This window comes from Collinsella aerofaciens (genome assembly GCF_015557435.1).
GTDB lineage: Bacteria > Actinomycetota > Coriobacteriia > Coriobacteriales > Coriobacteriaceae > Collinsella > Collinsella aerofaciens_Z.
Map to the genome: position 1 here is coordinate 48,834 of NZ_JADNOH010000077.1, position 12,101 is coordinate 60,934.

At 61.5% G+C, this 12,101-nt stretch carries 11 protein-coding genes; 5 read left to right on the forward strand and 6 right to left on the reverse strand.

Translation table 11 applies throughout. From position 1 onward, the window contains the following. Positions 1 to 385: 385 nt before the first annotated feature. The 3 genes from I2G43_RS07330 to I2G43_RS07340 all read right to left on the reverse strand — a co-directional run bounded on the left by I2G43_RS07330 (position 386) and on the right by I2G43_RS07340 (position 3,403). Positions 386 to 793: a GtrA family protein gene (locus I2G43_RS07330; RefSeq protein WP_035137329.1), complete on the reverse strand. Its 408-nt coding sequence runs from the start codon at positions 791 to 793 to the stop codon at positions 386 to 388. A 219-nt stretch (positions 794 to 1,012) separates the two neighbouring features. Then, positions 1,013 to 1,408, reverse strand: coding sequence for a GtrA family protein (locus I2G43_RS07335; RefSeq protein ID WP_195535654.1), 396 nt, complete (start codon positions 1,406 to 1,408; stop codon positions 1,013 to 1,015). Between the two features lie 78 nt (positions 1,409 to 1,486). Further along, complete coding sequence (locus I2G43_RS07340) at positions 1,487 to 3,403, reverse strand: fructose-1,6-bisphosphatase (RefSeq protein WP_195535655.1); 1,917 nt, start codon at positions 3,401 to 3,403, stop codon at positions 1,487 to 1,489. A gap of 320 nt (positions 3,404 to 3,723) precedes the next feature. Here I2G43_RS07340 and I2G43_RS07345 point away from each other — a divergent pair, with 320 nt between their 5' ends. Further along, positions 3,724 to 4,614 (forward strand): DegV family protein, encoded by an 891-nt coding sequence (locus tag I2G43_RS07345; RefSeq protein WP_099431938.1) that lies wholly within the window; start codon positions 3,724 to 3,726, stop codon positions 4,612 to 4,614. Positions 4,615 to 4,695: 81 nt separating this feature from the next. On the opposite strand, the gene I2G43_RS07350 is transcribed toward I2G43_RS07345, so the two are convergent. Beyond that, the gene (locus tag I2G43_RS07350; protein WP_099431937.1) at positions 4,696 to 5,787 is read right to left on the reverse strand and encodes a hypothetical protein; all 1,092 of its coding nucleotides are present in this window, start codon (positions 5,785 to 5,787) and stop codon (positions 4,696 to 4,698) included. Between the two features lie 191 nt (positions 5,788 to 5,978). On the opposite strand from I2G43_RS07350, the gene I2G43_RS07355 reads away from it, so the two are divergent. Beyond that, positions 5,979 to 6,149, forward strand: a complete 171-nt coding sequence (locus I2G43_RS07355) for a hypothetical protein (RefSeq protein ID WP_157757989.1) — start codon at positions 5,979 to 5,981, stop codon at positions 6,147 to 6,149. A 24-nt stretch (positions 6,150 to 6,173) separates the two neighbouring features. Here I2G43_RS07355 and I2G43_RS07360 read toward each other — a convergent pair whose 3' ends face one another. Beyond that, positions 6,174 to 7,277, reverse strand: coding sequence for an RsmB/NOP family class I SAM-dependent RNA methyltransferase (locus I2G43_RS07360; RefSeq protein WP_195535656.1), 1,104 nt, complete (start codon positions 7,275 to 7,277; stop codon positions 6,174 to 6,176). Between the two features lie 36 nt (positions 7,278 to 7,313). Next, complete coding sequence (locus I2G43_RS07365) at positions 7,314 to 9,464, reverse strand: class I tRNA ligase family protein (protein ID WP_195535657.1); 2,151 nt, start codon at positions 9,462 to 9,464, stop codon at positions 7,314 to 7,316. Positions 9,465 to 9,596: 132 nt separating this feature from the next. Here I2G43_RS07365 and I2G43_RS07370 point away from each other — a divergent pair, with 132 nt between their 5' ends. The 3 genes from I2G43_RS07370 to queA all read left to right on the forward strand — a co-directional run bounded on the left by I2G43_RS07370 (position 9,597) and on the right by queA (position 12,031). Then, positions 9,597 to 10,163, forward strand: a complete 567-nt coding sequence (locus I2G43_RS07370) for a DUF3267 domain-containing protein (RefSeq protein WP_195535658.1) — start codon at positions 9,597 to 9,599, stop codon at positions 10,161 to 10,163. Positions 10,164 to 10,173: 10 nt separating this feature from the next. Beyond that, a complete protein-coding gene (locus I2G43_RS07375; RefSeq protein WP_195535659.1) occupies positions 10,174 to 10,749 on the forward strand; it encodes an epoxyqueuosine reductase QueH in 576 nt (191 codons plus the stop codon). A gap of 70 nt (positions 10,750 to 10,819) precedes the next feature. Continuing rightward, positions 10,820 to 12,031, forward strand: coding sequence for a tRNA preQ1(34) S-adenosylmethionine ribosyltransferase-isomerase QueA (gene queA / locus I2G43_RS07380; RefSeq protein WP_195535661.1), 1,212 nt, complete (start codon positions 10,820 to 10,822; stop codon positions 12,029 to 12,031). The last annotated feature ends 70 nt before the right edge of the window (positions 12,032 to 12,101 follow it).

The following is a 12,101-nucleotide window of genomic DNA, read 5'->3' on the forward strand; positions in this document are numbered from 1 at the left end:
CAAGCCAAACGGGCGGTTCGGACAAACATCCGGGCCGCCCGTTTTTACTGCGAATGGGACGGAGTTTCCCAATCGATGTTCAACTGGAAAGCATGTCCCACTTTGAAAGCGAATTCTGGGACACAGTTTCCGAAACAGTGCCATCGGGAAACCATGTCCCGTTCTGGCGGCGAATTCCGGGATGTACTTTCCGCTTGAGCGGCGTTGCGGAAAATGCGACCCGTTTTGAGGCCCCAATCCGGGACGCGCTTTCCGAGGCAGCGCCCATGGGGAAGGCGCGTCCCATTTCGGCATCGTAGCCCGCCTCACGCGGGTTCTCGGCAAATAAAAACCGGTTGGAACGTGAATTCCAACCGGTTACAAATGCGAGGTTATGTTTGACTGACTACGAGCGTGCGCCCTCGAGGAAGAAGCGGCGGCTGAAGTAGTTGTACCAGGTGACCAGGAACGTGGCGATGGCCTTCATGGCCTGGTAGCCGATGCTCAAAAACGTGACGCCCACAAACATGTACAGGTCGTTGAGGCCCAAGCCGATCACCGACAGGATGGTGAAGATCGTGAACTCACGCTTGCGGCTCATGCCCTCGCGGTGATCGAACACGTACTTCATGCTGAGCCAGTAGTTGACCACGACGGACGTGATGAACGAGATCGTGGTGCTCATCAAAAAGTCGAGGTGGAACAGCTCGACGAGCGCAATGAGCATGCCCCAGTCGATGCCAAAGGAGATAAGGCCCACGACAGCGAACTTGAGGAACTGCTTCGTATGAGGTTGTGCCAGTGCCTTGCGCACGTAATCACATCCAATGCGTTGATGAATCGAGCAGAGGATACTTTAGAGCTTTTGCAAGGGAAACGTAAGGTCTTTGCCAAGAACTATATGAACTCGCCAAATTTGCAAGAGACAATCCGCAAACGTGCCAAATTTGCCCGTAAACGAGTAGGGCCCGCGGACGATGCTGCGCTGAGCGCATACCGTCCGCGGGCCCTGCAATACAGCAAAGAAGCCGAGCTACTTGGTCTCGTCGCCCTCCAGGAAAATCTTGCGGGTCACAAAGTTGTAGACCATGACGAGCGCGGTGGCGCAGATCTTGGCGATATTGGCCTCGAGTCCCAGGCCGGCGTTGAGTGCCAGCACAATGCCGTCGTTGAGCGCCAGGCCAATCACGGACAGCACGACAAAGATGATAAACTCGCGACGGCGGCTCATGCCCTCCTTGTGCGCGAACACGTACTTCATGCTCGCGACGTAGTTAAAGATGAGCGAGACGATAAAGCCGCTGGTGTTGGCAATCAGGATGTTAAGGCCCAGGCCGTAGTGGAGCAGATTCATGATGCCGAAGTCGATGACGGTGGCAATGACGCCGACGACGCCAAACTTCATGATCTGCGCAAGGAGCTTTTGCATGGTACCTGCCTTAAGCTGGCGCCGAAGCGCCGCGGGGATGACAAACCCAGCAAGTTTAGCCAATCCCCGCGGGCGGGGCTAGGCGCGCTCCTCGATAGCACCGTTTCTATATGCATCGAGCAGCTGGCGCAGGTCCTGGATCTGGCCACGGATTTTGGCGCCGGAATCGGTGTCGCTTACCATGCGGCGACGGTCGGCCTGGTCAAAACGGTTGGTCTCGCTCTCGATGTCCACGTTGCGCGTGAGTGCCTCGGCAACCGTCGTAAAGGCCCGGTGCGACTTGAGGCGGCAGCCGCGCGAGCTCGAGATGAGCGTATAGCCGGCGATGCCCGTCTTGGGATGGTAGGCGCGGCAGAAGCCGCCATCGATGACCAGCAGTTTTCCGTCGGCGCGGATGGGTTGTTCGCCCTTGGTGGTCTTGACGGGGGTGTGGCCGTTGATGATGTGACCGGTCGGCGAACATGCCATGGGGACGACGCCGAACTCGTGCATGATGTCATCGCAGACCGAGGGCGACGTGGTGAGCGTGTAGTACGGATCCATCGGCTCGACCCAGGTGCTCTTGTCGGCGATATAGGCGCGCTCAAAGGTGCGCACCAGGCGTCCGCTGGCGGGCGAGTTAAAGCCGATCCACAGGTACCACATCCAGTCGAGGGCGTCACGGTCGCCCACGCGCCAGGCGCGGCGGGCGATGTGGTCGCAAAAATCGAAATAATCGCGGCCGGCGTGCCAGGTGCCCAGGCAGTTCATGCTGCTAAAGGTGCCGTCCTCGTTGAGCGGCACGCAGCCGTGGAACAGCAGATTGCCGTTGGCGACCTTGTACATCGAGCCGTGGGAATAGAGGAAATCGATATGGCGATGCAGGTGATCGGCGGTGACAAACTCGGACACGAGCTTGTCGATGATGTGCTGCTCCTGAGACGTGAGCGTATAGGGGTCCGCCGGGTCGACGGTGGGGAAGTCGTTGGTCGTGAGCGGCCACACGCTGCCGTCGGCGAGCGTGACCGTGCCGGTGCCGTGATCGATCTTGTCGAGTAACAGACGGTCGGTCATGTCGAACTCGGGATGGCGCTGGATAATCTGGCCCTCGAGCTTAAAGAGCAGGACGTTGATGGCCTTGATCAGCGGGGTGATGGACTCACCGGCGGTGTAGGTGGCATCGGCAAAGGCGACAAGCTCACGCAGCGAGATGCCGTAGTCGTTCTCCAGGATCTCGTAGTTGTCGTAGCGTAGGTTGTTGCGCAGCACCGTTGCGATGCAGGCGGGCTCACCGGCCGCAGCGCCCATCCACAGCAGGTCGTGGTTGCCCCACTGGATGTCGAGTGAATGGTAGGTGAGCAGGCGGTCCATAATCTTGGCAGCGCCGCCGCCGCGGTCGAAGATGTCGCCCACCAGGTGCAGGTGGTCGACGGCCAGGCGCTTGATGAGCGAGGCGAGCGACTCGATAAAGTCGTCGGCGCTGGCGGTCTCCAGAATGGACTCCACGATGCGCTCGTGATAACGCACGCGATAGTTGTTCTCGTCCGGATGCGTGTGCAGCAGCTCGTCGATGATGTAGGCGTAATCGCGTGGGATGGCCTTACGCACCTTGGAGCGCGTATAGCGGCTCGAAAGCGAGCGGGCGACCATGATGAGCTGGTCAAGCATCGTCCTGTACCAGGTGGGCGAGTCTTCGCGCCGGCTGCGGACCAGGTCGATCTTCTCGCGCGGGTAGTAGATGAGCGTGCACAGCTCGCCCTTTTCGTCAAAGGAAAGCGTGTCGCCAAAAATCTCGTCGACATGTTCGCGCACGACGCCCGAGCAGTTGTTGAGGATGTGCATAAAGGCTTCGTACTCGCCATGCACGTCGCTCATAAAATGCTCGGTGCCTTTGGGTAGGTTGAGGATGGCCGAGAGGTTGATAATTTCGGTAAATGCGGATTGTTCGGTGGGGAACTGTCTCGACAGCAGGCGCAGATACTTGAAGTCTTGCGGATTGCGATCGAATGCGACCATGAAACACCTTCCGATAGGGCTGGTAAAACTGATAAACAGCGTAAAACGTTTATCAGTATGCGCCGCTTTTGTTTCGATTGGGGATGGGCGGCCGAATTGTTAGCCGAACGGTTTGGTAAATCGATTTAGTGGAGGTAGATATGGCGGTTGAGTGGAGACGATAGAGGGTGTTTTCTCAGATATTTATGCGTGGGGTCGGTGGAAACGATGGTGGTAAAGATGTTCGCTATTTTTGGTTCGATTTGGTAAATAGTGGACATATGTACCGTATGTAGGCTCACTGTGCGATAATTTGCGCAGCAATGAGTAAGGAGCCTCATATGAGTGATTTTGTCCTGACCTGTGAATCCGCCGCCGATCGAACTCGGGAGTTCTTTGAATCGCGCAATATCCCTGTCGTGTGTTTTCATTACGAGATCGACGATGTTGTCTATACGGACGATCTGTATCAGTCGATTACGCCGGACGAGTTTTTTGCCCAGATTGCCGCAGGCGCCATGCCCAAGACGTCTCAGGTGAGCGTGGGTGAGTACGAGGAGTTTTGGGAGCCGCTTGTTGCCGAGGGTAAAGACGTGCTGCACCTGACGTTGTCGTCGGGTATTTCGGGTACGTATGGCTCGGCTTGCGTTGCGGCGCAGATGCTCGCGGATCGCTATCCCCAGGGCGGCAAGGTGCGCGTCATCGATTCGCTGGCGGCGTCTTCGGGCTTTGGCCTGCTGGCGGAATGTGCCGCCGACGTGCGCGATAGCGGGGCTTCACTCGACGAGACGGCTGCCTGGATCGAGGAGCACAAGCTCAACCTGCACCACTGGTTCTTCTCGACCGATCTGTCGAGCTACCTGCGCGGCGGTCGCATTTCGGCTGCGAGCGCGATCATCGGCACGGCGCTTAAGATTTGCCCGCTTATGACGGTCGATTGCGAAGGTGGGCTGTCGCCACGTGAGAAGATTCGCACTAAGAAGCGCGCGATTTCCGAGATGGCTAAGACCATGATGGCACACGTGCAGGACGGCGCGGACTATTCGGGCAAGTGCGTCATGTCGCACTCGGCGTGCCGCGAGGATGCCGAGGCAGTTGCGGCGCTGATCGAGGAACAGATTCCGCAGCTTAAAGGCAAGATTGAGATCAATAACATCGGTACTCTGATTGGCTCGCATACCGGACCTGGCACGGTGGCGCTCTTCTTTATGGGCGACAAACGCGTGGATTAATTTGCCCCATCACATCGCTGCATGATTGCTCAAACGAAAACGGCCCGCCTCACGTTTGTGGGGCGGGCCTTGCTGTTGGGGTTAGCGTTTCTTTCCGCGGAAGAAGAAGCCGTGCAGTGACGGCTTGAGGCCGCGGTTGGCGCGATGCTCCTCGACGCGCTCGTGGATCGAAGCGACGCGCTCGATGACTTCGTCGGGAATCGGCACGTCGGGATTCATGTTCTCGACCTGGCTGACCTCGGCGGCGGAGACCTGGTCGATAATGGGCACATCGTCGTGCGAGATGACAGGTGTGGCGTCTTCCTTCATCTTGCGATAACGCTGCATCATGTCGGTCTGTAGCTGCTGGGCCGAAGGCGGCGTCCAGATGATGGCGTTGGCGCCGGCGGCGATGGTTTCACGGATGCTCTCGGGCGTCTTGCCGCCCGGCGCGATGAGCGGCAGGTTGGGATAGTGCTTGCGCAGCTCGCGTAGGACCTGGGGCGTGTTCTTGCCGGCGGCGATGTTGAGAATCTTGGCTCCAGCGCGCACCTTGGCGTGGGCATCGTCGTCGCAGCGAACGACCGTAGCGATGACGGGGATGTCGGCAATGTTAGTGATGTGCTCGACCATTTCGGCGGTGGCGGGGGAGTTGACCACACAGCCCGCCGCGCCCTGCATCTCGGAGACGGCTGCCATCTGAACGGAGCGCTTGCCGGTGGTGGTGCCACCGCCCACGCCTACGAAGACCGGGCACTCGGCGACGGTCAGCAGCGCCTGCGTAATGGCGGGCTGCGGCGTGAAGGGGTAAACGGCAAAGACGGCATCGGCGTTGGAGTTGCGGATGACCGCGACGTCGGTGGTGTAGATGAGCGATTTGATACGACGGCCGAAGAGCGTGAAGCCGCTGGCTTCCTCAATCTCGTCAGGCATGCGAAGGGCCGCCTTGCGCAGGCGCCCGTCGATGGGCAGCGGCTCCATGGGAAGCAGTCCGTTGGGGGTCACGGCTACCTGGGGTTCGGTGAACTCGTCTGCGAGCTCGACCTCGGAGAAATCGACCGAGGCGACGATGTCCTCGTGAACCTCGGCGGGCACATCGATGGGGGCTTGGTCGTTTGCCGCGGCAGGCGTGTCGAAGGAGCTGGTGCCGACGAAGGCGTCGACGCGCTCATTTAGATCGTTGAGGGTATCCATGGAAGCTCGATTCTATGTGATGACGGCCGGCGCGATGCAGCCGGAATTGCGAATGCTAAATCGTTTGACGAGTTGATTTTTCCCCGCCGCGCCATCCGTTAGACCGAAGGGCCGGCGAACGTGAAGGAGCTGTGGTGGCGGGTATTGAGGTGCTATCTTGAATGTCCCGTTTAAAAGAGAGGTGACGCGGTATGGAATTGACAGCAATGTTTGGCTCGATTGGCCTGTGTGTGGGCGCAATCGTTGCCGCCGCGGTCATCTACTTTGTGGTCACGGCCATTAAGGGCAAAAGGGCCGAACGCAAGGAGCGCGCGATGCTTAAACAGCATCGCGACCAGCAGGGCAAACGCGCACGGAGATAGCTTGTTGAGTTTTGGATCCGTGCGCTAGCTGCGTTTTCGGATCAGGGCAATGTAGAAGCCCTCAAATTCGCGGCTGGGCGGAATGGTGAGCGTGCCGGGCAGGCCGTTGGCGATGGCCGATACCTGACCCGCGGCAATGGCCTCGGTCAGGGCGTTGGACTCGATGCGCGGCTCCTCGCCAGCTTCCTGGGCGCGGCGTGCCTCACTTTCGCTTGGCGTGCCGTCGAGGGGGATGAGCTCGCAGTCCATATGCTTGTCGAGGGCCTCTTGCAGGGCGTCCTCGTTTTCCTGCGGCAAGATCGAACAAGTCGAATAGACGAGCGTGCCGCCCGGTTTGAGGGCTCCCATGGCGCGGTCCAGAAGCGCACGCTGCGAGCGGGCGCATTTGACGAGCAGCTGCTCGGTCAGGCCGCGCAGGCTTTTCTCGTTGCCGCTGATGACGGTGCCCGTGCCGGTGCAGGGAGCATCGAGCAGGATGCGGTCAAAGCGGAAGAACTCGTCGAGCTCGCGTGCGTCGGTGCGCATGACGGGCACGTTTTTTGCGCCTTGGCGGTGGAGGTTGGCTTCGAGCTTCTCGGCGCGGGGAATGCTCATCTCGCAGGCGGTAAGGTGCGCCTGCCCCTGCGTGAGGGCGGCGATCTGCGTCGTCTTGCCGCCAGGGGCTGCGCACATGTCCAGGATGTCCTCGCCTGCCTGAGCGCCCAGGACCAGCGGCGGCATCATGGACGACAGGCTCTGCAGGTAGATCTTGCCGTCGCGGTAGATGTCGAGATCCCACAGGTCGGAAACCTGGGCCTCGGGCAGGATGAAGGCGTCTGGGTACCAGGTGACGGGGTTGTGGGCGATGCCGGCGGCATCGAGCGCCGCAGCGATGTCCTCGGCGGTTGCCTTGAGCGTGTTGGCGCGCAGCGTGACCGGGCGTGTGGCCGCGGCGCCGAAGCCCTCGATCATGAGCTCGGCATCGGCGGGCGCATAGGCGCCGGCAACCGTGTCGACCATAAAGCGCGGCAGGTCGGCGGCGGAGTGTTGGGCGGCAAGCTGGTCGGAAAGCTCGGTAGCAGCAAACTGCCTGAGCTTGAGCTCGGCCTTGACCTGCTTTTTCTGCTTACGACGACGCGGCTTGGACATCCGTCTTTCCTTCCTGTTCCATTACATGTCGAGTGTTTAGTACTGGCTCTCGTGCTTGCTGAAGAAGTCGAAGCGCGGGGGCAGCGGCTTTACGCGGTGCTCGCCGGGCTTCTCGCCTAGGCTCTCCACAAACTCATCCGTGGAGGCGAAGATGTTATCCCAGCTAAAGAAGGCGACCGGATCGACGTTGAAGTACTCGCAGATGAGCTCGCAGCCGGCAGGGACGATGCCGTGCATGAGCACGGTCGCCACGCGCAGCTCGGTAAAGGCGTCGACGAGGGCCTGCGTCATTGCGGCGTTTGCCTCGTTACCCTCGAGCTTGTTGGCGGCCTTGGAGGCATCGCTCCAGCGCTTGTTGGCGGCGCGCAGGTAGTCGTCGCACACGGCGAGCGCGCGGTGCGTCTCGAACTTGTACATGGCCTGCTCAAAGGCAAGGGCGGCCTGCTCGGCGGCCTCGACCACGGCGGCAGAGGCCGCGCCGGCGGGGATACAGCCGTTGCGGTAGGGGCTCTCGTCGCCCTCCTTGACGGCGACGCCGTAGAAGCAGCTGCGGGCCAGGCGGTTGAACACGCCGGTCAAAAGGGCGCTCTCCTTAAGGGCCGGATCGATGACGCGCTTGTCGTCGCAGGCGCGCACCTCGTTGCCGTCCTTGTCCTTGCCGGTCACGCGGGTGTCGTATGCCTTGGGGCTAAAGCTCACTGGCTTTTCGGACAGGCCGAGCGACAGCCAGTGCGCGCGCATCTGCTCGCAGGTGTAGTGGTTGAGCAGGTCGTCTGCCGGCGGGGGAGGCGTCTGCGAGGACGAGCTGGCCTTTTTGCCCATGTAGAGCAGGTGGTAGCAGGCGCTGACGGTGCTCTGCGTTAGGCCCCAGCCCAGGGCCTCCCACATGGCGGTCTGCGCGATGCAGTAGAAGTAGATGTTGTCCTGACCGATAAACTGGTAGATCTGTGCGTCGTCCGAGCACCACCAGTCGCGCCAGTCGAGCGAGCTGTGCTGGTAGGTGGGCGCGGGCACCTGCGTGGAGTCGGCAGCGGGCTCGCCCATGAGGGCGGCGTCCTGGGCGGCGACGCCCTCGGTCACGCCGGCGGCCTTAGCATCGCGCGCGAGCACGGTACGCGTATAGCTGATGGGCGCCCACAGGCTCTCGGGCCAGCACCAGCAGGTGACGTCGGAGACGCCATCGACCTCGGGCACCGGAACGCCCCAGTCGATGTTGCCGGTGATGCGGAAGGGCACGAGTGCCTTGCCGCTGCGGAAGCGCACGCCACCGTTGGCGAGCACCGCGTGGGCGTCGTCGCGCTCCTTCCAGCTGGGGAAGGTGACGGTAAAGCTGCTCTTGTTGCCCTCGGGCTCCAGCACGGTGTGCTCGGGGAGCTGGTCCTCGACGGCATCGAAGGCCTCGCGGAACTTGTTCTGGATGTAGAGCTGAGCCGGCAGCAGCCACTCCTCCATGGTCTTGGAGACCACGGAGCGAACCTGCGGGTTCTGGGCGAGCTTGGCGGTGTAGGTCTTCATAAAGTCGAGGTAGGCCGGCAGGTCAAAGTAGAGATTGTCGACCGGGCGCAGCTCGGGCACCTCGCCGGTGAGCTGGCTCTTGGGCGCGATGAGCTCCTCGGGCTCAAACTGGTGGCCCAGGTCGCACTCGTCGGCATAGGCCTTCTCGGACTTGCAGCCCTGGATGGGGCAGCGTCCGATCACCTGACGGCCGTTGAGGAACGTGCCGGCCTTGGCATCGTAGAACTGCAGCGTGGAGCGCTTGGAGATGGTGCCCCGCTCGTGCAGGCGCTTGATAATCTCGGCGGTCACCTCGTTGTGAATCTGCGCAGCCGGCTCAAGGCCCGAGCCGCCGTAGATGTCGCAGCTGATGTTGTAGTTGTTGAGGGTCGCGGCCTGGCGGGAGTGATTGGACTCGACATACTCGCTAATGGACTTATCGTAGCCTTCGTTCTCCTTGAGCTTGCGGTAGCTCTCCATGATGGGCGAGCCGTAGCAGTCGGTGCCCGAGGTGAAGATGACGTTCTCGCGGCCCAGACGGTCGCGCAGGAAGCGGGCGAAGAAGTCGGCAGGGACAAAGACGCCGCCGACGTGGCCAAAGTGAAGGCCCTTGTTGCCGTAGGGCTCGCCGGCGGTAACGATGGCGCGGCGAGGCCAGCTGGGACGGTCGTTCATGGAGTATTTGGATGCCATGGGACTCCTTCGCATATGGTGAGAGCGCGGCCGGGCGCAAGGCCTGGCGACGCAGTGGTCAATTCGTGCATATCGTTCGACATTATCGCACATGCGGGCGGGTGCGTGGCAGGGGCGCTATCCTAAGATGCTATGAATGAGATTTCCAACATACATGCGTTTGAGGACGAGGATTTTCTGCACGCTTGCTTCGTGTGGGGGATGGTCGTCGTCGGCGTGTTTGCCGTGTGCCTGGTGCCGGTGTTTATGCTGCTGGGCGGGCCTGCGGATCTGGATGCGGCTGACGCGGGCGGCTGGATGGCTGTCGTGGGCTGGATAGTCGGCTTGACTGCGGTCTCAATGGCGTCGTTTGCCGTGCACGAGCTGGTGCACGCGGTGTTCTTTAAGCTGCTGGCGCCTGCGGGCGCGAAGGTGACCTTTGGGGCGAATCGCGAGACGGCGATGATCTATGCCTGCGCCGAGGGGATTGTGTATTCGCGCCGGCGGTATATGGCAATTTGCCTGGCGCCGACGGTTGTTGTGACGACAGCATTTGCCCTGGGGTTTGCGTTCTCGGACTATCCGCTGCTGTGCTACCTGGCGGCTGGTCTGCACTTGTCGGGCTGCGTGGGCGATTGGTATTACGTGCGGACCATCCTGCGCGGCCGCCGCATTGTCGCCTGCGAGGATACGTCCTTTGGCGTGCGCTTTTTTGGGTGAGGAGATGTCGATGAAGTCGTTGTTGCTGCATGCGTGCTGCGCACCATGCTCGCTTGAGCCGGTTCGCCTGCTGCGCGAGGAGGGGTTTGAGCCCACGATTTGCTGGACCAACCCTAATATTCAACCTCACGATGAATGGCAGCGGCGTTTGGACGAGCTGCGCCGGTGGTGTGCCGATGGCGACATCGAGCTCATCGAGGCCGGGGAGGACCGCGAACGCTGGGAGACCGGCGTGGCCCCGCTGGGTGCCGATCGTCCCCGTCGCTGTCGCGCGTGCTATGCCTTGCGCTTGGCCGAGGCATGCCGCGTTGCCCAGGAGCGCGGGTTTGAATATGTGGGTACGACGCTCGCCGTCTCGCCGTACCAGCTGTTCGACACCTGCAATGACGTACTCGAACGCCTGACGGCGGCACGTGGGCTCACCCCGGTCATTCGCGATTTTCGCCCGTATTATCCCGAGGCTACGCGCCGTTCGCGCGAACTGGGCATGTATCGACAGAACTACTGCGGCTGCCGCTTTTCTGCTGTCGAGGCGGCCATGGACCGCGCCCGCATCCGCGACGAGCGCAAAGCCGCCAAAAAGTAGTTCGTTTGGGACGTCAGCCTGCTAGGATGTAGAGCGGACTTTAGCTATATAAGGAGTATCAGACGTGTCTATGCGTACCGATGATTTTGACTACAACCTTCCTGAGGAACTGATTGCCCAGGCTCCTGCCGAGCCGCGCGACTCCTGCCGCCTGCTGGTGGTGGATCGCAAAGGCTCCCAGGCGGGGAAGCCGCTGGAGCACGGCGGTACTGTTGAGCACCGCATCTTCCGCGACATCATCGACTATATCGAGCCGGGCGACGTGCTCGTCATCAACCAGACGCGCGTGATGCCGGCCCGCCTGATCGGTCGCAAAGCCGGCTCGGGTGGCGTGGTCGAGACGCTGCTGCTCAAGCGCCGTGAGGATGTTGACCCGCTGGGCCACGTTTGGGAGTGCCTGGTCAAGCCGGGCAAGCGCCTGAAGCCCGGTGCTCAGATTGAGTATCGCGCCGGTGGCGCCCATGCGCCCGAGGGGGCTCCCGTGGTGCTGACGGCCGAGGTCATCGACTTTGTCACCGATAGCCGCGGTGGCCGTCTGGTGCGCTTTGAGCCGGCCGGTTGCAATGCCGCCGGCGACCCGCGCACGCTCGACGAGGCCATCCATGCTGCCGGCCACGTGCCGCTGCCGCCCTACATTACCGATTTCGAGGGCGACCCCGAGAAGTACCAGACCGTCTACGCCATGAAGGAAGAGCACTCGGCTGCTGCTCCCACGGCGGGTCTGCACTTTACGCCCGAGCTTATGGCTGCCATCGAGGCCAAGGGTGCCAAGTTTGCCGCCGTCGAACTCGAGGTGGGCATCGATACCTTCCGTCTGGTGGAGGAGGACGATCCCACGCAGCATGTGATGCACACCGAGCGCTACCACGTGTCGCAGGAGGTTGTCGACGCCGTGCATAAGGCGAAGGCCGAGGGCCATCGTGTGATTGCTGTCGGTACCACGGCGGTGCGCTCGCTCGAGAGCGCGTTTGACGCCGATGCTCCGGTGTCCGATCCGGCTGTGACGGCGCGCTATTTTGAGGGCCGCGAGGATGGGGCCGATACGCTCGGCCGCGGCGACATCGTGGCGCGCGAGAACGCTACGACGCAGCTCTACCTCATGCCCGGCTCGACCTATCACGTGGTCGACGCGCTGATCACGAACTTCCACGTGCCGCGCTCCACGCTCATGATGCTCGTAAGCGCGCTTGCCACCCGCGACCAGATCATGGATGCCTACGCCGCCGCCATCGAGGAGCGCTACCGCTTCTTCAGCTTTGGCGACGCCATGCTCATTTGTTAGTTACGCGGTTCTACGAACCGCGTAACTGCTCGACGCTGCAAACGCCCCTAAGCGGCAATCTGACGTTCAA